Origin of the sequence: Kitasatospora sp. NRRL B-11411 (genome assembly GCF_000721345.1) — a bacterium.
Taxonomy (GTDB): Bacteria; Actinomycetota; Actinomycetes; order Streptomycetales; family Streptomycetaceae; genus Kitasatospora; species Kitasatospora cineracea.
The window spans coordinates 1-23366 of record NZ_JOGH01000107.1; the positions used below are offsets into that span (position 1 = coordinate 1).

A 23366-nucleotide genomic window follows, 5' to 3' on the forward strand; every position below is an offset into this window, starting at 1 on the left:
GGGTGGGGGGTGGGCTCCGGTGGGCGGGGCTGTCGGGAGGTGGTGGTGGATGAGCACGGCGGAGGTGCCGGGTCCGGAGGGGGCGTCGGCGGCGGTGGCGTCGGCGGCGGGGAGGGTGAAGGCGGTGGCGGCGCCCAGGATGACCTGGGTGACGCTGGCGCTGATGACGACCAGTTCGGTGGCCAGCCTGCGGTCGTCGCCGACGATGGCGGTGTACGGGCTGGCGTGCGTGTTCCTGTACGTGGTGCCGGCGATCGTGTTCCTGCTGCCGACGGCGCTGGTCTCGGCGGAGCTGGCGTCGGGCTGGGAGGGGGGTGTGTACAACTGGGTGGCCCAGGGGCTGTCGAAGCCGCTGGGGTTCCTGGCGGTGTGGTGCCAGTTCGCCATGACGATCTTCTACTACCCGAGCCTGCTGGCGTACGTGGCGAGCACGATCGCGTACGTGGTGGATCCGAGCCTGGCCAGCAACGGCCTGTACACGGCGATCGTGATCATGGTGCTGTACTGGACGGGCGTGTGGGTGTCCTCGCGCGGGACGAACGCGGTGGCGGGCCTGGCGTCCTGGGGGCTGATCATCGGGACGCTGGTCCCGGGCGCGCTGCTGGTGGTGCTGGGCTTCGTGTTCCTGGGGCAGGGCAACGACTCGGCGGCGCCGATGACGGCGGACCACCTGCTGCCGGCCTGGACGGGCCTGGCGAGCCTGGTGCTGATCGTCAACAACTTCCTGAGCTACTCGGGCATGGAGATGAACGCGGTGCACGTCTCCTCGCTGAAGAACCCGGGCAAGGAGTTCCCACGCTCGATGTTCCTGGCGGTCGGCATGGTGCTGCTGATCTTCATCCTGCCGGCGCTGGCGATCAGCTGGGTGGTGCCGGCCGACCAGCTGTCGCTGACGGCGGGCGTGATGCAGGCGTTCGACGCGTTCTTCCAGTACTTCCACATCGGCTGGCTGACGCCGCTGATCGCGGTGGGCCTGGTCGCGGCCTCGCTGGGCGGCATGCTGACCTGGCTGGCCGGCCCGTCGAAGGGCCTGCTGATGATCTCCCGGCAGGAGGGCTACCTGCCGCCGTCGCTGCAGAAGCTGAACAGCCACGGGGTGCAGCAGAACATCCTGGTCGCACAGGGCGTGGTGACCACGGCGATCGCGCTGATGTACGCGCTGATCCCGAACGTCTCCAGCGTGTACTGGATCTTCTCGGTGATCACCACGCAGGTGTACCTGATCGTCTACCTGCTGATGTTCGTGGCCGCGATGCGGCTGCGGAAGCTCCAGCCGGACCATCCGCGCGGCTACCGCGCCCCGGCGCTGGGGGTGCTGTGCGTGGTGGGCCTGCTGGCGTCGGCGGCGGCGATGGTGATCGGGTTCGTGCCGTCCTCGCAGTTCGGCAACGGCAGCGTCTGGGCGTACATCGGGATCGTCGGCGGCGGTCTGCTGCTGCTCGGCGTGGTCATCCCGTTCGGTTTCCTGAAGGCCAGCAAACCCGAGTGGCGCGACCCCGCGGCGGCCGCGGCCATCGAGGAGGAGACGGCGTGAGCGAGCGGACCAGCAGGAGCGGACGGACCACCGGGAGCTGCGCATGAGCACCCGGATGGCCTCCGAGCACAGGTGGATCTACGTCGGGGCGGTCGTGGTGCTGGTCGCCATGGTGGTGGTCGGCCTGCTGACGTTCACCCAGCAGCACGCCACCAACGAGTCGTACCGGAAGGCGGACGAGCTGATCTCCAAGCTCCAGGCGGACGGCTACCCGACGCCGGACCGGGGCCAGGTGGCCCGGACGCTGGGGACGGACGGCGGGCCGGTGTGCGCGGACCCGGCGAGCGCGCTGAGGACCGGGCTGCAGCGGGTGCAGATGTCGAACGGGGCCGCCGGGCCCGGGCAGCGGCCGGTCATCGTCGCCGCCCGGACGGTGCAGGCGGAGGCGCTGGTGCTCAGCGTCTACTGCCCGGACCAGCTGGACGACTACCAGGACAGGATCAAGGACATCAAGACCGATGACACGGTCAGGAGTTGACGGACAACGATGATCACCGCCGAGGAGCGCCCATGAGCACCGACACCGAACTCGCCGCCCGCGTCGCGGCGTTGATGCCGCAGGCCGAGCGGGACCTGGCCGAGCTGGTCGCCATCCCCTCGGTCGCCGACCCGCGGCAGCAGCCGCCGGAGAAGTGCCGGCAGGCCGCCGAGTGGGTGGCCGCCGCGTTCACCGGCGCGGGCCTGCGGGACGTCCGGCTGGCCGAGACCCCGGACGGCAGCCACGCCGTCCTCGGGCACCGCCCGCCGCCGCCCGGCGCGCCGACCGTGCTGCTGTACTGCCACTACGACGTGCAGCCGCCGCTGGACGACGCCGCCTGGACCACGCCCCCGTTCGAGCTGACCGAGCGGGACGGGCGCTGGTACGGGCGCGGCGCCGCGGACTGCAAGGGCAACATCGTCATGCACCTCACCGCGTTGCGGGCGCTCGGCGACGACCTGCCGGTGGGGATCAAGCTGGTCGCGGAGGGCTCGGAGGAGCAGGGCACCGGCGGCCTGGAGGCGTACGTCCCGCAGCACCCCGAGGACCTGCACGCGGACGTGCTGCTGGTCTGCGACACCGGCAACGCGGCGGTCGGGGTGCCGACCGCGACCACCTCGCTGCGCGGCCTGGCGAACGTCGTGGTGACGGTGCGGACGCTGGAGTCGGACATGCACTCCGGGATGTTCGGCGGCCCCGCCCCGGACGCGCTGGCCGCGCTGGTCCGGATCCTCGACTCGCTGCGCGACGCCGAGGGCGGGACCCGGATCGACGGGCTGGACAACGAGGGCACCTGGGAGGGCGTCGGGTACGACGAGCAGCAGTTCCGGGCGGACGCGGGCGTGCTGGAGGGCGTCGGCCTGACCGGGTCGGGGACGGTCGCGGACCGGCTGTGGGCGCGCCCGGCGGTGACGGTGCTGGGCATCGACTGCGCGCCGGTGGTCGGCTCGGCGGCGGCGATCCCCGGCACCGCCCGGGCCCGGGTCAGCCTGCGGGTGCCGCCCGGCATGGACCCGGGCACCGCGCAGGACGCGCTGACCGCGCACCTGGTGGCCGCGGCGCCGTGGGGCGCGCAGGTCACGGTGGAGCCGGAGTCGAAGGGCTCGCCGTTCCGGGCCGCCACCGACGGCCCGGCGTACGCGGCGCTGGACGCGGCCGCGCAGGAGGTCTACGGGAAGCCGCTGTCCTTCCTCGGGCAGGGCGGGTCGATCCCGCTGTGCAACGTGCTGGCGGCGCAGTACCCGGAGTCGGAGATCATCCTGATGGGCGTGGAGGAGCCGCGCTGCCTGATCCACGCGCCCAACGAGAGCGTGGACCCGTCCGAGATCGAGCACATGGCCACCGTGGAGGCGCTGTTCCTGCGCCACTACGCGGCCGCCCACCACCGCTGACGGCCGCTGACCGACACTGCCCGCCGCTGATTCGAGAGGGAGCCCATGCCCGCGCCGTTCACCACCGCCGACTTCCAGGCCCGGATGGCCCGCGCCGCGACCGCCGCCGCGGACGCCGGCCTGGCCGGACTGGTCGTCACCCCCGGCCCCGACCTGGCCTACCTGACGGGCTACCAGCCCACCGCGACGACCGAGCGGCTGACCGCCCTGGTGATCGCGGCGGGGGCCGAACCGGTGCTGCTGGTACCGAAGTTGGAGCGCCCGGACGCCGAGCAGGCGCCGGGCGCGGAGGCCGTCCGGATGGCCGACTGGACGGACGGCAGCGACCCGTACGCGGCGCTCGCGCCGAACCTGGACGGCGGCGGCCGGTACGGGATCTCCGACAACGCCTGGGCGATGCACCTGCTCGGGCTGCAGCAGGCGCTGCCGGGCAGCTCGTACGCGGCGCTGACGGCGGTGCTGCCGATGCTGCGGGCGGTGAAGGACCACGACGAGCTGGAGCGGCTGGCCGCGGCCGGGGCGGCGGCGGACCTGGCGTACGGGGAGATCCTGGGGATGCCCTTCGTCGGGCGGACCGAGAACCAGGTGGCCGCCGACCTGGCCGCGCTGCTGATCAAGCACGGGCACAGCCAGGTCGACTTCACCGTGGTCGGCTCGGGGCCGAACGGGGCGAACCCGCACCACGAGGCCGGGGACCGGCTGATCCGGCAGGGCGACACCGTGGTGCTGGACTTCGGCGGGCTGAAGGACGGCTACGGCTCCGACACCACCCGGACCGTGTTCGTCGGCACCGAGCCGCCGCAGGAGGTGCTGGCCGTGCACGACCTGGTGCGGCGCGCCCAGCAGGCCGCGTTCGACGCCGTCGCGCCCGGGGTGACCTGCCAGGACATCGACCGGGTGGCCCGCAAGGTGATCACCGACGGCGGGTACGGCGAGTACTTCATCCACCGGGTCGGCCACGGCATCGGGCTCACCACGCACGAGCCGCCGTACATGGTCGAGGGCGAGACCCAGCCGCTGGTGCCCGGGATGTGCTTCTCGATCGAGCCGGGGATCTACCTGCCGGGGAGGTTCGGCGTCCGGATCGAGGACATCGTGACCGTCACCGAGGACGGCGGGCTGCGGTTCAACGGGACGCCGCACGAGCTGGCGTTCGTGAACTAGGGGGCGGGGAAACGGGGAAGGGCCGCCCGGTGGCGGCCCTTCGTCATGCCGGCGGTGCCGGGAGGTGGAAGGCCCGGCGCAGGGCGGAGAGCAGGGCGGCCAGGGCCGAGGGTGGGGACGGGCGGTTGACCAGGGCGAGCAGGGCCGGGGTGGTCAGGTCGGCGACCGGGACTGGGGTGAGGGCCGGGAAGGCCGCGGCCATCGAGCGGCTGAGCACGGCCACGCCGAGGCCGCGGGCGGCCAGGTCGGCGATCGCGGCGGCGGCGCCGGCCTCCAGGGCGATGCGCGGGGTGAGGCCGCGGGCGGCGCAGTCGCGGTCCAGGACGGCGCGCAGGCCGGTGCCGCGGGGCATGCAGATCAGCGGGTGGGCGAGCAGGTCGGCGAGGGCGGGGGCGGGGACGTCCAGCAGCGGGTGGCCGGGCGGGACGGCGGCGACCAGTGGCTCGCCGACCACCACGTGCGCGTCCAGGCCCTCGGGGGCGGGGGCGGGGCGGCCGATCAGGGCGAGGTCGAGGGCGCCGGTGCGGACGGCCTCGGTGAGGTGATCGGAGTCGTCCTCCAGCAGGGCGAGTTCGACGCCCGGGTGGGCCCGGTGGAAGGCGGCCAGGCCGTCGAAGAGCGGGGTGAGGGTGCAGCCCGCGACCATGCCCAGCCGCAGGCTGCCGCGGACCAGGCCGGTGACCTCGCCGACCGCCTGCTCGACCGCGCGGGCGGCGGCCAGGGCCTGCCGGGCGTGCTCCAGGGCGGCCTTCCCGGCGACGGTGAGGGTCACGGCGCGGGCCGAGCGGTCGAACAGCTCGGCGCCCAACTCCCGTTCCAGCTGCCGGACCTGGGCGCTCACCCCGGACTGGCTGATGTGCACCCGCTCGGCGGCCCGGGTGAAGTTGCGCTCCTCGGCGACCGCGACGAAGTACTCCAGCTGCCTCAGTTCCATGAGTACTGATTCTAGTAGGGAGCACAACCAGCTGTTGGACTTCTGGCCGGGGCGGGAGGAGGGTGGAGGACACAGGGCAGGACGACGAGCGAAGGAGCCGATGATGGGCGAGTACGAGAAGGCGATGCGGCCCGAGGACCTGACCCGGCTGTTCGTGGAGCGCTCCAACGCGGGCGACGCCGCCGGGGTCGCCGCGCTGTACGAGGAGCACGCCGTGATGGCCTACCCGCCGGGGCAGTTCACCGTCGGCCGGGCCGCGATCCAGCAGCTGTGGGAGCAAGTACTGGCCCACCGGCCGCAGTTCACGCCCGAACCGCCGCTGCCCACGCTGGCCGCGGACGGCATCGCGCTGACCGCCACCCCGCCGAAGGACGGCGCCGGGGCCCGCGCCCAGGTGGTGCGGCAGCAGCCCGACGGCAGCTGGCTGCGGCTGCTGGACCAGCCGGAGTTCCAGCGCCCGGGCGGGGCGGGCTGACCCCGTCCGGACACCGCGCCGCGGCCGTGCGGAATCGTGACACTTCTCCGGGCCCGGGGCCGAAACCCGGCCGCCCCTTCGTGCGTGTACCTCTTCCGGAAAGATCGAACGGAGGGGGCCGTCGTGCGACGGATTTCGATGGTGGGCGGGGTACTGGGCGGGGTGCTGCTGCTGGCCGCGTGCGGGGGCGGCGGCACCGGGGGCGGCGCGGGCGCCGGCGGGCCGGCCCGGGGCGGGGAGAGCAGCCCGGCGGCGCCCAAGGCGTCCGCGGCCGTGCTGTCGATCGAGCCCGGGGACGGCGCGCAGGACGTGGCCCCGGGCGCGGTCAAGGTCTCGGTGGCGACCGGCAAGCTGACCGAGGTGACCGTCACCGACCAGGACGGCAGGCCGGTCGAGGGCGCCATCGCCGCCGACAGCCTCAGCTGGGTCCCGGCCACGGGCGGCCTCGCGGTCGGCGCGACCTACCGGGTGAACGCCAAGGCCGCCGACGCCGACGGCGTGGCCACCACCGCCACCAGCACCTTCACCACCCTCGTCCCCAAGCGGACCGCCAAGGTCGAGGACAACGTGGTGACCGGCGACAGCTTCGGCGTCGGCATGATCATCTCGGTGAACTTCGGCGTGAAGGTCAAGAACAAGGAGGCGGCCGAGCGGGCCGTCGTCGTCGAAGCCTCGGACGGCACCCAGGTCAAGGGGCACTGGTTCGAGAACGACACCCGGCTCGACCTGCGCCCCGCCGAGTACTGGAAGCCCGGCACCACCGTGCAGGTCCACCTGCGCACCAAGAGCGTGGAACTGGCGCCCGGCGTGTACGGCGCGACCCAGCGCGACGAGCACTTCACCATCGCCCGCTCCCGGATCAGCGAGGTCGACGCCCGCACCCACCAGATGGTGGTCAAGGAGGACGGCAAGCCCGACCAGACCATCCCGATCGTCGCGGGCACCAACGACAACCCCTCCTGGAACGGCACCATGACCATCTCGGCCAAGAGCCGGATGGAGAAGATGACCTCCGAGGGCCAGACCAACCTCAAGGGCCCCGGCTACGAGGCGATGGAACCGCACGCGATGCGCCTGACCTCCTCCGGCACCTACCTGCACGGCAACCCGCAGGCCGCCGGGTCGGTCGGGCGGGCGAACATCAGCCACGGCTGCATCGGCATGGTCGACACCCCGCAGGGCGACGAGGACTCGACCGCCGGGAAGGTCTACGCCGCCTCGAAGATCGGCGACGTGGTGATCGTCCGGAACTCGGTCAAGCAGGAGCCGCTCGCCCCCTCCAACGGCCTCAGCGGCTGGACCGTGCCCTGGTCGCAGTGGTGACCGCGGGCCGGACGCGATGATGGCCACGCTCCGGTCGCGGCGGTGAGCGCGGCTCGGACGCGGCGGTGAGCGCGGTCCGCGGCGGCGGGCCTCAGCGGGTGCGGCGGCGGTAGTCGGCCGGGGTGGTGGCCAGGGTGCGGGCGAAGGCCCGGCGCATCGCCTCGGCCGAGCCGTAGCCGCAGGCCCGGGCGATCTGCTCGACGCCGTCCCGGGTGTCCTCCAGTCGGCGGCGGGCCGCCTCCAGCCGGGCCCCGGCCACGTAGCGGCCCGGGGTGACGCCGACGTCCGCGGTGAAGACCCGGGCGAACTGGCGCGGCGACAGCGCGGCGCGGCGGGCCAGCGACTCCACCGACAGGTCGTCCTCGGGGTGCTCGGTGATCCAGCGCTGCACCTCGCGCACCGGGTCCCGCTCGGCGAGCTGCGCCGACAGCTGCGCGGAGAACTGGGCCTGGCCGCCCGGACGGCGCAGGAACACCACCAGCTCGCGGGCGATCGCCAGCGCGGCGTCCCGGCCGAGGTCCTCCTCGACCAGGTGCAGTGCCAGGTCGATGCCGGCGGTGACGCCCGCCGAGGACAGGAACCGCCCGTCCCGGACGTAGATCGGCTCCGGGTCGACGGTCAGCTCGGGGTACTGGGCGGCCAGTGTCGCGCAGTGCCGCCAGTGCGTGGTGACCCGGCGGCCCGCCAGCAGGCCGGCCGCGGCCAGCAGGAAGGTGCCGGTGCAGACCGAGACGACCCGCCGCGCCTCGGCCGCGAGGGCGGCGATCCGGACCAGCAGCCCGGGATCGACCACTCCCCGGGTACCGGCACCGCCCGGCACCAGCAGGGTGTGCGCGGGGGCGGCCAGGTCGAGATCGGTGTCGGGCAGCAGGGTGAGACCGCTGCTGGTGCGCACCGGGCGGCCGCCCGGCGAGGCGGTGGTGACGGCGTAGCCGCCCGCGTGGAACACCTCCAGCGGGCCGCTGACGTCGAGGCTCTGCACCCCGTCGAACAGGACCATCAGCACACTGCGGGTCGGCATGCCCCCAGCCTGGCGGGCGGGGGTGGTGGCAGCAAGGACACGGACCCCACTTTTTCTGCCATCAGGTGGGGCGGTGGGGAAGGGCCGGGGTGGGGTGAGGAGGCCCTGCGGGCAAGGGAGTCAGGGGATCCGGGGCGGGGGCCGTCGGGCAGTGGGGGGTTGGCCGGGCCGGCAAGGGGGTCAGGCGAGGTGTTTGTAGTAGTAGGTGGTGTCGGCGAGGGTGCCGTCCGGGGTGGCGGCGTGGGCGGGGACGGTGCCGAAGGGGGTCCAGTGGGCGGTGCGGTAGAGGTGTTCGGCGGGGCTGCCGGTCTGGGTGTCGAGCAGGAGGAGGGTGGCGCCGGCGGTGCGGGCGGCCTGTTCGGCGTGGGTCAGCAGGTGGCGGCCGAGGCCCGCGCCGCGGGCGGTGCGGTGGACCAGGAGTTTGGCGATCTCGGCGCGGTGGCGGCCGTTCGGCTTCTGTTCGCGGAGCAGGGAGACGGTGCCCAGGGCTCGGCCGGCGGGGTCCTCGGCGGTCCAGAGCAGGCGGGTGCCGTCGGCGACGGAGGGACGGAGGGTGTCCCACCAGGCGGCGGCCTCGGCGTGGATGGTGCCGGCCAGGAAGCCGACCGAGGCGCCGTCGGCGACCGCGTCCAGCAGCAGGTCGGCGAGGGTGTCGCGGCGGGCGTCCAGGCCCTCGGGGGTGAGCAGCAGCGGGGGCGGGGTCATGGCAGCACCAGGGCGATCAGGTAGCGGGCGGGGTGGGGGCCGGGGCAGTGGAAGCCGGAGGTGCCGTGCAGGCGGTAGCGGAGGCAGTCGCCCGCGGCGAGGTGGTGCACGGTGCCGTCGAGTTCCAGGTGCAGTTCGCCGTCCAGCACCCACAGGTGCTGTTCCAGGCCGGGGACGGGCGGGGCGTCGTAGCGGATGGCCGCGCCGGGCGGGAGGGTGCCCTCGACCAGTTCGGCGCGCAGCCCGGGGTGCGGGGGCGAGACGGAGCGGCGGGCGAAGCCGGTGGCCGGGTCGTGCCAGCGCGGCTGGTCGGCGGCGCGCAGCAGGCCGGGCGGTTCGGCCTCGACCTCGGCCAGCAGCCGGGAGACGGTGCGGCCGTGGGCGGAGCAGAGCCGGCCGAGCTGAGCGGCCGTCGGGCTGAGTTCGGCGCGTTCCAGCCGGGACAGCGTGGAGCGGCTGATGCCGCTGCGGCGGGCGAGTTCGTCCAGTGACCAGCCGCGGTCGGCGCGCAGGGCGGCGAGGCGGGCGGCCAGGCGGTGGTCCTCCTCGCCCGGGAGGTCGTCGTTTCTCACATCAGGGACAGTATCCCGAAATGGAGAGATCGGGGAACGGGGTCGGCGGCGGGGAGCCGGCGACCCGCGCTCATCGGGGATGTCAGGAATGGTTACCGTGGTGGGGTGTACCGGTTCCTGCTCAGCCCGCGGTGGCTCGTCGGCACGGTCGTCGCGGTGGCGGCGATCGTGGTCTGCCTGATGCTGGGCACCTGGCAGCTGGACCGCTTCGAGTCCCGGGTCTCGACCCACCAGGAGAACGGGCGGGCCGCGGCCGCGTCCGCGCAGGCCGACGTGCAGCCGCTGGCGGCGGTGCTGCCGGGCGGCGCGGCGAAGGTCGGCACCGACACCGTCGGCCGGACGGTGCGCGTCACTGGTGCGTACGACGGCGCGCACCAACTGCTGGTGCCGAGCCGGACGGTGGACGGCAAGCAGGGCTACTACGTGCTGACGCCGCTGCTCACCGACGGCGGCCGGGCGGTGGCCGTGGTGCGCGGCTGGGCGGCGGGCGCGCCCGGGGCGGCGCCGGACGTGCCGGCCGGGCAGGTCAGCGTGACCGGCCGGCTGCAGGCCCCGGAGAACAGCGGCAGCGGCGGTGCGGTGGCAGGCGGACTGCCCGCCGGGCAGCTGGGCACGATCAGTCCGGCGACGCTGGTGAACGTGCTGCCGTACCCCGTGTACGACGGCTGGGTCGCGGCCGACGACGTCCCGTCCGGACTGACGGCGGTGCCCACGGTGCAGCCGGAGGGCGGGGACGGGCTGAGCCTGCGGGCGTTCCAGAACCTGGGCTACACCCTGGAGTGGTTCGTCTTCGCCGGGTTCGTGGTGTTCATGTGGTTCCGGCTGGTGCGCCGCGAGGCGGAGGCCGCCCAGGACCGGGCCCTCGGGCTGGACCCGGTCCTGGACTGACCCGCTGCCGGTTGCCCGCTCAGCCGGACTTCGACGGCGACGGGGTCGGCGTCCGCAGCGGGGAGGGCGACTTCGACGGCAGGGCGCCCGGCGCGGAAACGCTCGGGCTGCCGCACGGCACCGGCGGGGCCGCGGCGCTCGCCCCGGTGCCGGTCGGCGCCGGTGCCGGCGTGCCGGTGGCCGGGCTCGACGCGGGCAGCGCGCCGGGGGTGGCGCAGCCCTCGTGGAAGTCGCCGCCCACGACGCCGGGCGCGGGCGACGGGTTGCCGCAGTCGTCGACGTAGTCGTCGGTGCGGGTGGAGCCCGCGGTGCGGTGGTGGTAGTGGTGCACCACCGTGGTGCCGCCTCCGCCGTAGTGCGTGATGCCGGAGCCGCTGGAGCCCGAGCCCTTGCTGCCGGAGCCGCTGGAGCCGGAGCCCTTGCTGCCGGAGCTCTTGGAGCCCTTCGAACCCCGGCTGCCGGAGCCGCCCTTCGAGCTGCGGCCGCCGCCGCTGCTGCCGCTGCCGCTCTTGGCCAGCACGACGCTGCTGCCGCCGCTCTTGGCCAGCACGACGTTGCCGCTGCCGTTCCCGGCCGACACCGCGCCCGCGAGGGTGAGGCCGGTGTCGGCGGCGACGGCACCGGCGGCCCGGACGCAGCCGTGGTCCCCGCTGCCCGAGGAGCAGCCGGCCGCGGTCAGCAGCACGGCGCCGGCCGCGACGACGGCCAGCGCGGCGCGTCCACCCATCAGTCGTCCCCCTTGTCGGCGTCGATCGGCCCGCAGGTCACCGGACGGTGCCGGGCGCCAGGTGGCGCCGGACGAAGTCGATCTCCAGCCTGAGCTGCTTGATCCGCTCGTCGACGACCAGCGAACCGTGCCCGGCATCGTAGCGGTACACCTCGTGGACCTTGCCGAGCTCCTCCAGCCTGCGGACGTAGTTGTCGATCTGCCGGATCGGGCAGCGCGGGTCGTTGACGCCGGCGCTGATGTACACCGGGGCCTTGACCCGCTCGACGTGGGTGAGCGGGGAGGAGGCGTGCCAGCGTTCCGGGACCTCCTCGGGCGTGCCGCCGAACAGCGTCCGGTCCAGCGACTTGAGCGCCTCCATCTCGTCGGCGTACGCGGTGAGGTAGTCGGCGACCGGGACGGCGGCCAGGCCGAGCGTCCAGTGGTCGGGCTGGGTGCCGAGGCCGAGCAGGGTGAGGTAGCCGCCCCAGGAGCCGCCGGAGAGCACCAGCCGGTCCGGGTCGGCCAGGCCGGAGGCCACCGCCCAGTCGCGGACGGCGCCGATGTCCTCCAGCTCGATCAGGCCGACGCGCTCGGTGAGGGCGTCGGTCCAGGCCTGCCCGTAGCCGGTGGAGCCGCGGTAGTTGACCCGGACGACGGCGAAGCCGTGGTCGAGCCAGGCGGCGGGCCCGGCCGCGAAGGAGTCGCTGTCGTGGTGGGTCGGGCCGCCGTGCACCTCGAACACCGTGGGGTGCGGGCCGTCGCCCGCCGGGCGCTGCACCAGGGCGTGCACCCGGCCTCCGGGGCCGTCCACCCAGACGTCCTCGACCGGCGCCGAGCCGGGCGGGACGGCGCCGGGGGCGCGCAGCACCACCGCGCCGGAGGTGGAGCGCACCGCGGACGGCTCGGCGGCCGAGGACCACAGGAACTCCACCGTGCCGTCGGGGCGGGCGGTGGCCCCGGCGACGGTGCCGCGCGGAGTGTCCAGCCGGGTCAGCTCGGCGGTGTCCAGGTCGTAGGAGAACAACTCGGAGCGGGCCTCGTACTCGTGCTCGATCAGCAGCGAGCGGGCGTCCGGCCGCCACTGCGCGGACAGGTCGCCGGGGAACGGGCGGCCCTGCTCGTCGCGGAGCTTCAGCTCGGTCTCGGTGTCGGCCGCGACGTCCCACAGCATCGGCTCCCAGCGGCCGCTGCGCTGGTGGGCGACCAGCAGCCGGGTGTCGCCGGGGGCGGGCGCGAAGCCCAGGCAGGCGACGCCGCGCGGCTCGGTGCGGCCGGTGACCTCGTCGAGTTCGGCGACGGTGGCGCCGTCGGCCAGGCGCAGCACCCGGATCGCCGAGTGCATCGCGTCGCCGTGCTCGGTGTGGTCGACGGCCAGCAGGGTGCTGTCGTGCGAGAGGTCGCCGACGCCGCCGTACTCGGCGTGCCGGTAGACCACCTCGGGCCCGTCGGCGCCGGGGCGGCGCAGGTACAGGGTGGTGCCCTCGTCGTCGGTGGAGGTGCCGACCACCACGGTGCCGTCGCGGCCGAGCGCCAGGCCCGCCGAGTAGGCGGCGGGCACGCCCGGGACGGCCTCCTGGTCGGGGCCGCCGGCGAAGGGCTGGCGGCGCCAGACGCCGAACTCGTCGCCGTCGGTGTCGTCGAACCACCAGATCCACTGGCCGTCGGGGGCGAGTTCGGCGTCGGTGGTGCCGTTGGGGCGGTCGGTGACCCGGCGGTGCTCGTCGGTGGAGCGGTCCCACGCGTACACCTCGTAGGTGCCGGTCGCGTTGGACACGTACAGCGCCCGGTCGGGTGCCTCGTCCGCCCAGTCGGGCAGGGAGACCCGCGCCGCCCGGAACCGCTGCTCCCACGCCGGAACGACGTTCGTCTGCTCGTTCATGCACTCATCCAACCCGATGCCGGGGGGTGATCGGAACGGGTCGGCGGAGCGGACGGGATCGGTTCGGACACGGAGCTGGTGCGGTGCGGTTCCTGACGGACTATCAACGGTACCGTGACAAACACGGACATATCGACCGGAGGAGTCTCGCCGTGACCGTCCCCGCGCCCCCGTTCGACCGGCTCGACGCCCACGACCTCGCCCGGGAGCTGGGCCTGGTCGAGGAGATCGAGCAGTACCTGGCCGGACTGCCCGCCCCCGGGCCCGTCCTCCCGCCCGCACCGCCGGCCGCCCCGCACGGCAGCGTCCGGCAGCCCTGGAACCACGGCCACCCGCTGCCCGGCCGCTCGCTGCTGGACCGGCTGGCCCGCCGCCCGGCCCGCCCGGCCGAGGTCACCGTCGCCGGGCACCTGCGGCTGACCTCCCGCTACCTCGCCGAGGCGGGCTGGACGCAGGGCGCGCTGTGGGACGCCCGGGGCCGGGTCTGCCTGCTGGGCGCGCAGACCGCCGTCCTGGCGCACGGCTACGGCACCGCGCACACGGTGCGCCGGGCCCGCGCCCAGGTGATGGAGGTGCTGCACGCCACCGGCCGCCCGGTGCCCTCCCCCGACGTGTGGAACGACCGCCCGGGCCGCCGCCAGGCCGAGGTGCACGCGCTGCTGGAACGGGCCGGGGCCCGCGCGCTCTCCCTCGGGATCTGAGCCCGGACCCGCCGCTCCCCGGCTCAGCGCGCCGCGGCGGCGGTGAGCCCCGCCAGCCGCCCGGCGGTCACCGAACCCGGCTCGACGGTGTAGACGACCAGCAGCAGCCCCGGCTCGCCGGGCGGGGCCAGCGTCTCGTACCCGAAGTCCAGCTCCCCGGCCCGCGGGTGCAGCAGCAGCTTGCGCCCGGACGCCTTCTCCCGGACGCCGTGCCGGGCCCACAGCTCGGCGAACAGCGGGCTCCCGGCGGCCAGTTCGGCCAGCAGCGCGGCCAGCTCGGGGTCGTCGGGGTGCCGGGCCGCGTCCAGCCGCAGGTGGGCGACGGTCTCGGCGGCGACCCGCTCGAACTCCGGGTACAGCCGGCCGCCGGCCTCGGTGAGGAAGGCGTGCCGGGCCATGTTGCGCTCGCCCGGCGGCAGCGCGGAGAACCCGATCACCGCGTCCGCCGGGGCGTTCCAGGCCAGTACGTCCATGCAGCGGCCGAGCACGAACGCCGGGGTCGCCAGCGCGTCCAGCACCAGCCGCAGCCCCGGCCGGAGCTGCCGGGGCGTGCGCCGGTGGGTGCCGCGCGGCGGGCGGGCCAGGGTGTGCAGGTGGCCGCGCTCGGTGGCGTCCAGCCGCAGCACCCGGGCCACCGCGTCCAGCACCTCCGCGGAGACGCCGTCGCCCCGGCCCTGTTCGAGCCGCACGTAGTAGTCGACGCTCACCCCGGCCAGCTGCGCCACCTCCTCGCGGCGCAGCCCCGGCACCCGGCGTCGGCGCCCCAGCTCCGGCAGGCCCACGTCGGACGGCTGGATCCGGGCCCGGCGCTGCCGCAGGAACTCCCCCAGTTCGCTCATGCCCAGACGATACGTCGGCCGCCGCGAAGGTGGTTCTCGCGGACCCAGGAAAACCACGGCCCTGGGTGGCGCCGCCGCCCGCGGCCAGACTCGTCCCGTCAGCAGGACGCAGGAACGGACGAGGAGAGCGATTCCCATGGGCTACCCCGCACTGAACGGTCGGACCGCGGTCGTCACCGGAGCCGCCAGCGGCATGGGCGAGGCGGTCGCCCGGCAGCTGGTCGCGGACGGCGCCCGGGTCGCGCTGCTGGCCCGCCGGGCCGACCGGCTCGCCGCGCTGGCCGCCGAACTCGGCCCGAACGCGCTCGCGGTGGCCGCCGACGTCACCGACCAGGCCTCGGTGGACGCGGCGGCCGAGCTGGTCCACGAGACCTTCGGCCGGGTCGACCTGCTGGTCAACGCGGCCGGCGTGATGCTGCCCAACCCGGTCGACGACGGCCGGATCGACGAGTGGTCCCGCATGATCGACACCAACCTGACCGGCGCGCTGCGGATCATCCGCGCCTTCGGCCCCGACCTGGTCGCCGCCGCGGCGGCCGGCGGCACCGCCGACCTGGTCGACGTCTCCTCGATCGGCGCGCACGTGGTCTTCCCCAACTACGCGGTGTACGGCGCCACCAAGGCCGCGCTGACCCAGCTGTCGGCCGCGCTGCGCAGCGAGTACGGCCCGCGCGACGTGCGGGTCACCAACATCGAACCCGGCCTGACCGACACCGAGTTGGGCAGCCACATCGACAACCCGGCGCTCGGCCCGGACGGGCAGCTCGGCGCGATGTTCGACGCGATCGGCCCGCTGGCCGCCGCGGACGTCGCCGACCTGGTCGCCTACGCGACCAGCCGCCCCCGGCACGTGAACCTGCGCCAGCTGGTGGTGCTGCCGACCCGGCAGGCCTGAGCGCCGTCTACGGGGTGGCGCTCGGGGAGGCGCCCTGGGCCGGGGCGGGCGCGGGCTCCGGGCCGGTCCAGTAGACCGTGCCGCCGCAGCCGACCGGCAGGGTGGTGCCGACCGGCGGGTCCGCGGAGGCGGCCGGGTCGGGGGTGTAGCCGAGCGTGAAGGCGGCGGCCGGCGGGGGGGTGGCGGTCGCGCCGCCGGTCGGGGCGGCGGTCGGGGACGGGTCGGTCCCGACCGCGGCCCGGGTCGGTCCGGGGGTCGGACCGGCGGCGGCCACGGGGTCGGCGCCGGTGCCGGCGGGCGCCGCGGCGCCGCTGGCCGCCGGGGTGGCCGGCGGCGGCCCGGCCGGGCCGGTGGGTGTGCCGGAGGCGGTGGCGCAGCCCGCCGGCACCCAGGCGAAGCGCACCAGGTACGAGCCGCCCGCGTCGAGCAGGACGGCGGCGGGCAGCGCCGCCGGGTCGGACAGCGAGCCAGCCGGGTCGCCGGCGGTGTGCGCGAGCAGGCGGACGCCGGCCGCCCCGCCACCCAGTGCGAGCGCCCCGGGGCCGGGGACCCGGCAGGGGCGGGGGCCGGTGTTGGTCAGCCGGAACCAGCCGTACACCTTGCCGTCGGCCGGGTCGGCGGCGGCCTGCTGGACGTCGGCCCGGCCGAGGTCGGTGCGGGCGCAGGGCGGGACGGCGGCGGACGGGGCGGCGGGGTCCGGGTCGGCGGACGGGTTGGGGAGCGTCTCGGGGCCGGTGCCGGTCGGTCCGGCGGTGGGCAGGGCGGCGGCGGTGTGCGGGTGGCCGGGGTGGGGGCCGGGCGTCTTGGCGGGGCTGCTGCCGGGGCCGGGCGCGGCCTGTCCGCCGGTGGAGTCGCCGGAGAGGCTGAACGGCTGGGTGACGTCCACCACGGGCAGCGCGGCGATGGCGGCGGCCAGCACCACGGCCCCGCCCAGGGCCCGCCGGCGCACGGCGCGGCGGCGCGGCACGGCGGCGCGCAGCCGGGGCAGCGCGCCGGGTCCGGGTTCGACGGTGGCGACGGCGCGGTGCAGCCGTTCGCGGAGCCGGTCCTCGGTGAGCGCGTCGTCCGGGCGGGGGGGCCTGCCCTCAGTCATCGGCGTGCTCCATCCGCACCCGCAGGGCGGCGAGCCCGCGCGACCCGTACGCCTTCACCGAGCCGATGGAAATGCCGAGCACCTCCGCGACCTGAGCCTCCGTCAGGTCCGCGTAGTAGCGCAGCACCAGTACCTCCCGCTGACGGCGTTGCAACCCCCGTAGCGCGGCCTTGAGTTCGTCGCGCTCCAGCGCATCGTAAGCCCCCTCTTCTGCACTGGCCATGTCAGGCATGGGCTTGGGCAGCAGTCGGAGGCCGAGCAGGCGGCGGCGCAGGGTCGACCGGGACAGGTTGACCACGGTCTGCCGCAGGTAGGCGAGCGTCTTCTCGGGGTCGCGGACCCGGCGCCGGGCGGCGTGCACCCGGATGAACGCCTCCTGCACGACGTCCTCGCAGGAGGAGAGGTCGTCGAGCAGCAGCGCGGCCAGCCGCAACAGGGATCGGTAGTGGGCCCGGTAGGTGTCGGTGAGCTGGTCGACGCTGGCCCCGGTCGCGTCCGCTGCCGCCGCAGCAAAGCCCATCCGACTACCGCCCCGCCGGGCCGCCCCGGGCAGGGCGACCGCCACCGCCGCCCCGGTCACGTTCATCACGATGGTTGGACACACGATCCCCTGTCCTGGTTGCCCCGGCCCGGGGGCATTCTTGCGAGAAGGGGAATCCCCCTCCCGAGCGCACTGGCTCCGAAGGGGGATTCTGGCAGACCCGGCGGACGGGCCGGGTCCGCTTCACCCGTCCCGCACACAACCGTTGCGGTGTGGGTATCCGGCGGACCCGGACGGGCCGCGCCGCCTCAGCGGCCGGTGCCGCCGTAGACGACCGCCTCGTCGCTGTCGCTGTCCAGGCCGAACGCGGTGTGCACGGCCCGGACCGCCTCCGGCACGTCCTCGGCGCGGGTGACCACCGAGATCCGGATCTCCGAGGTGGAGATCAGCTCGATGTTCACGCCCGCCTCGGAGAGCGCCTCGAAGAACGTCGCGGTGACGCCCGGGTTGGAGCGCATGCCGGCGCCGACCAGCGAGATCTTGCCGATCGCGTCGTCGAAGCGCAGCGACTCGTAGCCGATGCCCTCCTTGACCCGGTTCAGCGCGTCGATCGCCTTCTGGCCCTCGTTGGTGGGCAGCGTGAAGGAGATGTCGGTCAGGCCGGTGGCCGCGGCCGACACGTTCTGCACGACCATGTCGATGTTGACCTCGGCATCCGCGATCGCGCGGAAGATCCGGGCCGCCTCGCCCGGCTTGTCGGGCACGCCGACGACGGTGACCTTGGCCTCCGACGTGTCGTGGGCGACTCCGGAGATGATGGCCTGCTCCATCTCGCCCCCTTCGGGCTTCTGGTTCGGGTTGGTGCCGCTGACGATCGTCCCCGGCAGACCGGAGAACGACGATCGTACGTGAATCGGGATGTTGTAGCGCCGCGCGTACTCCACGCAGCGGTCGAGCAGCACCTTCGAGCCGGACGAGGCCAGCTCCAGCATGTCCTCGAAGGCGATCCAGTCGATCTTGCGGGCCTTCTTGACCACCCGCGGGTCGGCGGTGAACACGCCGTCCACGTCGGTGTAGATCTCGCAGACCTCGGCGCCCAGCGCGGCCGCCAGGGCCACCGCGGTGGTGTCCGAGCCGCCGCGGCCCAGCGTGGTGATGTCCTTCGAGACCTGCGACACGCCCTGGAAGCCCGCCACGATCGCGATGTTGCCCTCGTCCAGGGCGGCCCGGATGCGGCCCGGCGTGACATCGATGATGCGCGCCTTGTTGTGGGTCGAGTCGGTGATCACGCCGGCCTGGCTGCCGGTGAACGACTGGGCGTCGAAGCCCAGCGTCCGGATCGCCATCGCCAGCAGCGCCATCGAGATGCGCTCTCCGGCGGTCAGCAGCATGTCGAACTCGCGGCCGGACGGAATAGGGGTCACCTGTTCCGCCAGCTCGATGAGCTCGTCCGTGGTGTCACCCATCGCGGAGACCACGACGACGACCTCGTGGCCGGCCTTCCTGGTGTCCACGATGCGGCGGGCGACGCGCTTGATGCCTTCGGCATCCGCGACGGATGAGCCGCCGTACTTCTGCACGACAAGGCCCACGGGGGCTCCTCGACTCGGGGTGGTAGGTCGCGGCCAGTCTAACGAGCAGGGGTTCTCCGGCCGACGCTTTCCACATGGTGAGATGCGAATATCGCACTCTGGTCACCGCCGACCGGCAGGTCTGCGGGCCCCGGCCGCCCGCTCCGAAGAATCGCCGCCCGGGCCCCGCCCGCCACCCGGAATCTTCGCCTCCGCGCCGCGGATGACGGATGCGTCACACCCCGGCGCGGGAACCCCTCCGGCAGCTCCGCGGAGCCCCTGGGTACGTCTACAGCCCGAGCTCGGCCGCCATCAGGTCGCCCGCCTGCTGCTCCAGCTGCTCGTCCGTCAGCCCGTCGTCGTCGGTGTCCGCGCCGTCCGGCACCGCGCCCAGCGGCGAGTCCAGCCGCACGTGCGCGATCAGCGACTGCAGCGCGCGCAGCACCGCCGAGCAGGTCGAACCCCAGTTGGACAGGTACGAGAACTGCCACCACCACAGCGCCTCCGAGACCCGGCCCTCGCGGTAGTGCGTCAGCCCGTGCCGCAGCTCGCTGACCACCCCCGCCAGGTCGTCCGAGATCCGGAACGCGCTGGGCTTCTCCGGCGGCCCGTACGGGTCGAAGACCTCGTGGTAGACGTCGATCGGCGCCAGCAGCTCGGCGAGCCGCTCGCGCAGCTCCACCCCGTCCGGCTCCGGGCCGGCGTCCGGCTCGAAGCGGTCGTCCGGCAGCACGTCCTCGATCGCGCCCAGCCGGCCGCCCGCCAGCAGCAGCTGGGAGACCTCCAGCAGCAGCAGCGAGATCGCGCTGCCCGGTTCGTCGCCCTTGGCGACCTCGGTGACGGCCAGCACGAAGCTCTCCACCGAGTCCGCGATCTGCACCGCGAAGTCGTCCGGGGCCTCGGTGCGGCCCAGCGGGCCCGGCAGTCCGTCCGTCAGGTCAGTGGTGTCGGTTCGGTCAGACATCGAGCAGTCGTCTCCCTTCGAACGCCCGGCCGAGGGTGACCTCGTCGGCGTACTCCAAGTCCCCGCCGACGGGCAGTCCGCTCGCCAGCCGGGTGACCTTGAGGCCCATCGGCTTGCACAGCCGGGCCAGGTAGGTCGCGGTCGCCTCCCCCTCCAGGTTGGGGTCGGTGGCCAGGATCAGCTCGGTGACCGTGCCGTCCGCGAGCCGGGTCATCAGCTCGCGGATCCGCAGGTCGTCCGGGCCGACCCCCTCGATCGGGCTGATCGCCCCGCCCAGCACGTGGTAGCGGCCGCGGAACTCGCGGGTCCGCTCGATCGCCACCACGTCCTTGGGCTCCTCCACCACGCAGATCACCGCGAGGTCCCGGCGCGGGTCCAGGCAGACCCGGCAGTGCTCGGCCTCCGCGACGTTGCCGCAGACCGCGCAGAACCGGACCTTCTCCTTCACCTGCTGCAGCGCGTGCGCCAGCCGGCGCACGTCCACCGGATCGGCCTGCAGGATGTGGAAGGCGATCCGCTGGGCGCTCTTCGGACCGACTCCGGGCAGCCTGCCCAGCTCGTCGATCAGGTCCTGCACCACGCCCTCGTACACCGCCACGCCTTCCTTCGACCGGGGCTCGCGCCCCGGTGCCGTCTCCGGTGCCATCATCCAACGAATCGGGCGCCGGACACACCGCCCGACGCCCTACTGGCCATAAATCACATCGCCCGTTACCCGGGGTTCCGCGCCGTGCGCCCGGCGTGCCCGGCGTGCCCGGCGCGTGCGGGGTGCCCGGTGCCTCCGGTGCTCCGGTGCTGGTCGCTCGAACGGGACGGGACGGGCGGGCCGGACCGGGCGGGGCCGGGCGCACGGCGCGGGGTTCGGCCTGGGGTCAGAACGGCAGGCCGGGAATGCCACCGCCGCCGCCCAGGCCCTGGGTCAGCGGGCCCATCCGCTCGGCCTGCAGCTTCTGCGCCGCCGCGGCGGCGTCGCGCACCGCGGCCACCACCAGGTCGGCCAGGGTCTCGGTGTCCTCCGGGTCGACCGCCTCCGGGGAGATGGTCAGCGCGACCAGCTCGCCCGCGCCCGTCGTGGTCGCCTCCACCAGGCCACCGCCCGCGGAACCCGACACCCGCGCCTCGGCCAGCTCCTGCTGCGCCCGGGCGAGGTCCTCCTGCATCTTCTGCGCCTGCTTCAACAGCTGCTGCATGTTCGGCTGCCCACCAGGGAACACGGAACTCTCCTCGATCCGTCGACACTGCACACGCCGGCGCGCGCCCGGCCGAAACCACCCGCACCGGCACCTCGCCCCCGAGCCTACGCGGCCGCCCGTCGGCCCCACGTCAGTTCCGCCCGCTCCCCCGCCGCGGTGGGGGCGGGGGCACGGGCGGCGGGGATCAGCTCGGACGGTGGTGGATCTCCTCCAGCACCGTCGCGCCCAGCTCGCGGACGATCAACTCCTGGGCGGAGAAGACGTCCTCGTTCAAGTCCGGGTCGTCCTCCTCCGGGACGTCGTCCTCCGGCGCCACCGCGGGCGGGGCCTGCACCGGCTGCGGCCGCTGCGGCTGTTGTTGTTGCGGCTGCTGTTGTTGTTGCGGCTGCGGGGAAGGAACGGGCGGCGGGACCGGGGCGGCGGCGGGGGCAGGCGCCGGCTGGGCCGCCGGGGCCGGCTGCTGGTACTGCGGCGCCGGTGCCTGCGGGGCCGGGCGCGGGGCCGCCGGAGCGCCCCAACCGCCGGCCGCGGGCGCCGGGGGGGCCGAGGACTGGGCGGACGGCGGGTTCGTCGCACCGGACGGGTCGACGATGCACTCCACCCGCCAGTCCACGCCCAGTGCGTCCGACAGCGCCTGCTTCAGCACCTCGTCGCTGTGACTGCCGACGAAGCTGTCCCGGGCGCCCGCGTTGACGAACGACACCTGCAGCGTGCTGCCGTCGAACCCGGCCACCTGGCCGTTCTGGCTCAGCAGGATCCAGGTGAACCGGCGGCGGTTCTTCACCGCCTCCAGGATCTGCGGCCACATCTGCCGGATCTGCCCGGCGCCCTGCTGCGCCGCCACCGAGGGCTGCGCACCGACGGGCGGCTGCGGCTGCGACTGCGGCTGCGACTGCGCGGGGGCCTGTTGGACTTGCTGGACTTGTTGGATCTGCTGGACGGGGGCCGCGGGGGCCTCCGGCGCGGACGGCTCGGCGGGCGGCTGCTCGCCGGTCGGGAAGCTGCGCGGGATCGGCCAGGCGCCCGGGGTGGCACCGGCCGGAGCCGGAGCTGGAACCGGGGCCGGGGTCTGGGCCGGGGTCTGCACCGGCGCAGGGGCGGGCACCGGCGCGGGGGCCTGCTGCACCGGGGGCTCGGGCGCGGCGGCCACCGGCTGGAACGCCACCGGGGCGGCGAAACCGCCCGTGGCGGCCCGGCGCTCCAGCTTGTCCAGCCGGGCCTGCACCGAGAGCTCGTCGCCGTACGCGCCGGGCAGCATCACCCGGGCGCAGATCAGCTCCAACTGCAGCCTGGGCGCGGCGTTTCCGCGCATCTCGGTCAGGCCGGTGTTCACCAGGTCCGCGGCGCGGCTCAGCTCGGCCGGGCCGAAGCGGTCGGCCTGCGCCTGCATCACCGCGATCCGGTCGGCCGGAGCGTCGATCAGGCTCTTCTCCCCCGCGTCCGGCACGGTGGCCAGGATCACCAGGTCCCTCAGCCGCTCCAGCAGGTCCGTCACGAACCGCCGCGGGTCGTGCCCGCCCTCGACCACCCGGTCGACCACCTGGAACACCGTCGCGCCGTCCTGCGCCGCGAACGCGTCCACCACCTCGTCCAGCAGCGCCGCGTCGGTGTACCCCAGCAGCGCCGTCGCCATCTGGTACGTCACACCGGCCTCGCCGGCGCCCGCCAGCAACTGGTCCATCACCGACATCGAGTCACGCACCGAACCCGCGCCGGCCCGCACCACCAGCGGGAACACCGAGTCCTCGACCTGGATCTCCTCCCGGCCGCAGACCTGCGCCAGGTAGTCGCGCAGCGTGCCCGGCGGCACCAGCCGGAACGGGTAGTGGTGGGTGCGGGACCGGATCGTCCCGATCACCTTCTCCGGCTCCGTGGTGGCGAAGATGAACTTCAGGTGCTCCGGCGGCTCCTCCACCACCTTCAGCAGCGCGTTGAAGCCGGCCGAGGTCACCATGTGCGCCTCGTCCAGGATGAAGATCTTGTACCGGCTGTGCACCGGCGCGAAGAACGCCCGCTCGCGCAGCTCGCGCGCGTCGTCCACACCACCGTGCGAGGCGGCGTCGATCTCGATCACGTCGATCGAGCCCGGACCGCCCGTCGCCAGGTCACGGCAGGACTGGCACTCCCCGCACGGATCGGGGGTCGGGCCCTGCTCGCAGTTCAGGCAGCGGGCCAGGATGCGGGCGCTCGTCGTCTTTCCACACCCGCGCGGCCCGCTGAACAGGTACGCGTGGTTGACCCGGTTGTTGCGCAGGGCCTGCTGGAGCGGGACGGTCACGTGCTCCTGCCCGATGACCTCCGCGAAGGTCTCGGGGCGGTAGCGGCGGTACAGGGCTAGGGACACACCCCCGAAGATATCGGGACCGGCCGACAAACGTGGCCGCCCACCCACCAACACCCCGCAAACGCAAGGACCCCTCGCGCACCCGCCAGAGCCCTCCTACCCTTGCTGCCTTCCGGCCCTGGGGGGGTTCAGAGAGATGACGCCACACGAGGGGCTGCCCCAAGAGTAGCGGATCCCGGCCCCCACTCCCCCCACCCACCCCCGAACACCCC

General features: G+C 74.5%; 23 protein-coding genes and 1 other RNA gene. 9 read left to right on the forward strand and 15 right to left on the reverse strand.

Annotated elements, in window-relative coordinates:
- Window positions 1-139 precede the first annotated feature (139 nt).
- The 4 genes from IH44_RS0131600 to IH44_RS0131615 are packed head-to-tail and all read left to right on the forward strand — an operon-like array spanning window position 140 to window position 4567.
- Window positions 140-1534, forward strand: a complete 1395-nt coding sequence (locus IH44_RS0131600; protein ID WP_232795157.1) for an APC family permease — start codon at window positions 140-142, stop codon at window positions 1532-1534.
- A 43-nt stretch (window positions 1535-1577) separates the two neighbouring features.
- Window positions 1578-2012 carry a hypothetical protein gene (locus IH44_RS0131605; RefSeq protein WP_030463217.1) on the forward strand — a complete coding sequence of 145 codons (435 nt, stop codon included), beginning with the start codon at window positions 1578-1580 and terminating at the stop codon, window positions 2010-2012.
- A 32-nt stretch (window positions 2013-2044) separates the two neighbouring features.
- Window positions 2045-3403: a dipeptidase gene (locus IH44_RS0131610; RefSeq protein ID WP_030463218.1), complete on the forward strand. Its 1359-nt coding sequence runs from the start codon at window positions 2045-2047 to the stop codon at window positions 3401-3403.
- A 45-nt stretch (window positions 3404-3448) separates the two neighbouring features.
- The gene (locus IH44_RS0131615) at window positions 3449-4567 is read left to right on the forward strand and encodes an aminopeptidase P family protein (RefSeq protein ID WP_030463219.1); all 1119 of its coding nucleotides are present in this window, start codon (window positions 3449-3451) and stop codon (window positions 4565-4567) included.
- Between the two features lie 43 nt (window positions 4568-4610).
- On the opposite strand, the gene IH44_RS0131620 is transcribed toward IH44_RS0131615, so the two are convergent.
- Window positions 4611-5501 (reverse strand): LysR family transcriptional regulator, encoded by an 891-nt coding sequence (locus IH44_RS0131620; protein WP_030463220.1) that lies wholly within the window; start codon window positions 5499-5501, stop codon window positions 4611-4613.
- Window positions 5502-5604: 103 nt separating this feature from the next.
- On the opposite strand from IH44_RS0131620, the gene IH44_RS0131625 reads away from it, so the two are divergent.
- Together IH44_RS0131625 and IH44_RS0131630 are read left to right on the forward strand one after the other, a co-directional pair.
- Window positions 5605-5976, forward strand: a complete 372-nt coding sequence (locus tag IH44_RS0131625; protein ID WP_030463221.1) for a nuclear transport factor 2 family protein — start codon at window positions 5605-5607, stop codon at window positions 5974-5976.
- Between the two features lie 123 nt (window positions 5977-6099).
- The gene (locus tag IH44_RS0131630; protein WP_157852521.1) at window positions 6100-7299 is read left to right on the forward strand and encodes an Ig-like domain-containing protein; all 1200 of its coding nucleotides are present in this window, start codon (window positions 6100-6102) and stop codon (window positions 7297-7299) included.
- A gap of 91 nt (window positions 7300-7390) precedes the next feature.
- Here IH44_RS0131630 and IH44_RS0131635 read toward each other — a convergent pair whose 3' ends face one another.
- From IH44_RS0131635 to IH44_RS0131645, 3 genes are all read right to left on the reverse strand, one after another.
- Window positions 7391-8320, reverse strand: coding sequence for a GlxA family transcriptional regulator (locus IH44_RS0131635; RefSeq protein ID WP_030463223.1), 930 nt, complete (start codon window positions 8318-8320; stop codon window positions 7391-7393).
- Window positions 8321-8500: 180 nt separating this feature from the next.
- Window positions 8501-9025, reverse strand: coding sequence for a GNAT family N-acetyltransferase (locus tag IH44_RS0131640; RefSeq protein ID WP_051817664.1), 525 nt, complete (start codon window positions 9023-9025; stop codon window positions 8501-8503).
- Window positions 9022-9597: a helix-turn-helix domain-containing protein gene (locus IH44_RS0131645; protein ID WP_030463225.1), complete on the reverse strand. Its 576-nt coding sequence runs from the start codon at window positions 9595-9597 to the stop codon at window positions 9022-9024. Before IH44_RS0131645 ends, IH44_RS0131640 begins: the two co-directional genes overlap by 4 nt.
- Window positions 9598-9702: 105 nt before the next feature.
- On the opposite strand from IH44_RS0131645, the gene IH44_RS0131650 reads away from it, so the two are divergent.
- Window positions 9703-10485 (forward strand): SURF1 family protein, encoded by a 783-nt coding sequence (locus tag IH44_RS0131650; RefSeq protein WP_030463226.1) that lies wholly within the window; start codon window positions 9703-9705, stop codon window positions 10483-10485.
- A 19-nt stretch (window positions 10486-10504) separates the two neighbouring features.
- Here the strand turns inward: IH44_RS0131650 and IH44_RS47450 are convergent, their stop codons facing one another.
- Both IH44_RS47450 and IH44_RS0131660 read right to left on the reverse strand, forming a co-directional pair.
- Window positions 10505-11212: a hypothetical protein gene (locus tag IH44_RS47450; RefSeq protein WP_030463227.1), complete on the reverse strand. Its 708-nt coding sequence runs from the start codon at window positions 11210-11212 to the stop codon at window positions 10505-10507.
- A gap of 37 nt (window positions 11213-11249) precedes the next feature.
- Window positions 11250-13073 (reverse strand): prolyl oligopeptidase family serine peptidase, encoded by a 1824-nt coding sequence (locus IH44_RS0131660; RefSeq protein WP_030463228.1) that lies wholly within the window; start codon window positions 13071-13073, stop codon window positions 11250-11252.
- A gap of 152 nt (window positions 13074-13225) precedes the next feature.
- On the opposite strand from IH44_RS0131660, the gene IH44_RS45760 reads away from it, so the two are divergent.
- A complete protein-coding gene (locus IH44_RS45760) occupies window positions 13226-13774 on the forward strand; it encodes a hypothetical protein (protein ID WP_107066666.1) in 549 nt (182 codons plus the stop codon).
- A gap of 23 nt (window positions 13775-13797) precedes the next feature.
- Here IH44_RS45760 and IH44_RS0131670 read toward each other — a convergent pair whose 3' ends face one another.
- A complete protein-coding gene (locus IH44_RS0131670; protein ID WP_030463230.1) occupies window positions 13798-14613 on the reverse strand; it encodes a helix-turn-helix transcriptional regulator in 816 nt (271 codons plus the stop codon).
- 136 nt (window positions 14614-14749) lie between these two features.
- On the opposite strand from IH44_RS0131670, the gene IH44_RS0131675 reads away from it, so the two are divergent.
- Complete coding sequence (locus IH44_RS0131675) at window positions 14750-15508, forward strand: SDR family oxidoreductase (protein WP_030463231.1); 759 nt, start codon at window positions 14750-14752, stop codon at window positions 15506-15508.
- 7 nt (window positions 15509-15515) lie between these two features.
- Here the strand turns inward: IH44_RS0131675 and IH44_RS0131680 are convergent, their stop codons facing one another.
- The 8 genes from IH44_RS0131680 to ffs all read right to left on the reverse strand — a co-directional run bounded on the left by IH44_RS0131680 (window position 15516) and on the right by ffs (window position 23310).
- A complete protein-coding gene (locus IH44_RS0131680; protein ID WP_030463232.1) occupies window positions 15516-16601 on the reverse strand; it encodes a hypothetical protein in 1086 nt (361 codons plus the stop codon).
- Window positions 16594-17121 carry a SigE family RNA polymerase sigma factor gene (locus IH44_RS0131685; RefSeq protein ID WP_081967245.1) on the reverse strand — a complete coding sequence of 176 codons (528 nt, stop codon included), beginning with the start codon at window positions 17119-17121 and terminating at the stop codon, window positions 16594-16596. The genes IH44_RS0131680 and IH44_RS0131685 overlap by 8 nt, the downstream gene beginning before the upstream one ends.
- A 269-nt stretch (window positions 17122-17390) precedes the next feature.
- Entirely contained in the window at window positions 17391-18674 is a 1284-nt protein-coding gene (locus IH44_RS0131690; protein WP_030463234.1) for an aspartate kinase, read from the reverse strand.
- Window positions 18675-18942: 268 nt separating this feature from the next.
- The gene (locus IH44_RS0131695; RefSeq protein ID WP_030463235.1) at window positions 18943-19617 is read right to left on the reverse strand and encodes a DUF5063 domain-containing protein; all 675 of its coding nucleotides are present in this window, start codon (window positions 19615-19617) and stop codon (window positions 18943-18945) included.
- Complete coding sequence (gene recR / locus IH44_RS0131700; RefSeq protein ID WP_030463236.1) at window positions 19610-20209, reverse strand: recombination mediator RecR; 600 nt, start codon at window positions 20207-20209, stop codon at window positions 19610-19612. The genes IH44_RS0131695 and recR overlap by 8 nt, the downstream gene beginning before the upstream one ends.
- A 280-nt stretch (window positions 20210-20489) precedes the next feature.
- Window positions 20490-20807, reverse strand: a complete 318-nt coding sequence (locus IH44_RS0131705; protein WP_030463237.1) for a YbaB/EbfC family nucleoid-associated protein — start codon at window positions 20805-20807, stop codon at window positions 20490-20492.
- Between the two features lie 187 nt (window positions 20808-20994).
- Window positions 20995-23154: a DNA polymerase III subunit gamma and tau gene (locus IH44_RS0131710; protein WP_030463238.1), complete on the reverse strand. Its 2160-nt coding sequence runs from the start codon at window positions 23152-23154 to the stop codon at window positions 20995-20997.
- Window positions 23155-23219: 65 nt separating this feature from the next.
- Window positions 23220-23310: signal recognition particle sRNA small type (gene ffs / locus IH44_RS43755), an RNA gene on the reverse strand.
- Window positions 23311-23366 lie beyond the last annotated feature (56 nt).

Coding starts and splice junctions, on each gene's coding strand:
- IH44_RS0131635 (WP_030463223.1), bottom strand. CDS start 8,320: ATGCCGACCCGCAGTGTGCTGATGGTCCTGTTCGACGGGGTGCAGAGC.
- IH44_RS0131675 (WP_030463231.1), top strand. CDS start 14,750: ATGGGCTACCCCGCACTGAACGGTCGGACCGCGGTCGTCACCGGAGCC.
- IH44_RS47450 (WP_030463227.1), bottom strand. CDS start 11,212: ATGGGTGGACGCGCCGCGCTGGCCGTCGTCGCGGCCGGCGCCGTGCTG.
- IH44_RS0131670 (WP_030463230.1), bottom strand. CDS start 14,613: ATGAGCGAACTGGGGGAGTTCCTGCGGCAGCGCCGGGCCCGGATCCAG.
- IH44_RS0131615 (WP_030463219.1), top strand. CDS start 3,449: ATGCCCGCGCCGTTCACCACCGCCGACTTCCAGGCCCGGATGGCCCGC.
- IH44_RS0131640 (WP_051817664.1), bottom strand. CDS start 9,025: ATGACCCCGCCCCCGCTGCTGCTCACCCCCGAGGGCCTGGACGCCCGC.
- IH44_RS0131605 (WP_030463217.1), top strand. CDS start 1,578: ATGAGCACCCGGATGGCCTCCGAGCACAGGTGGATCTACGTCGGGGCG.
- IH44_RS0131620 (WP_030463220.1), bottom strand. CDS start 5,501: ATGGAACTGAGGCAGCTGGAGTACTTCGTCGCGGTCGCCGAGGAGCGC.
- IH44_RS0131680 (WP_030463232.1), bottom strand. CDS start 16,601: ATGACTGAGGGCAGGCCCCCCCGCCCGGACGACGCGCTCACCGAGGAC.
- IH44_RS0131705 (WP_030463237.1), bottom strand. CDS start 20,807: ATGCAGCAGCTGTTGAAGCAGGCGCAGAAGATGCAGGAGGACCTCGCC.
- IH44_RS0131610 (WP_030463218.1), top strand. CDS start 2,045: ATGAGCACCGACACCGAACTCGCCGCCCGCGTCGCGGCGTTGATGCCG.
- IH44_RS0131625 (WP_030463221.1), top strand. CDS start 5,605: ATGGGCGAGTACGAGAAGGCGATGCGGCCCGAGGACCTGACCCGGCTG.
- IH44_RS0131660 (WP_030463228.1), bottom strand. CDS start 13,073: ATGAACGAGCAGACGAACGTCGTTCCGGCGTGGGAGCAGCGGTTCCGG.
- IH44_RS0131600 (WP_232795157.1), top strand. CDS start 140: ATGACCTGGGTGACGCTGGCGCTGATGACGACCAGTTCGGTGGCCAGC.
- IH44_RS0131695 (WP_030463235.1), bottom strand. CDS start 19,617: ATGTCTGACCGAACCGACACCACTGACCTGACGGACGGACTGCCGGGC.
- IH44_RS0131685 (WP_081967245.1), bottom strand. CDS start 17,121: ATGGGCTTTGCTGCGGCGGCAGCGGACGCGACCGGGGCCAGCGTCGAC.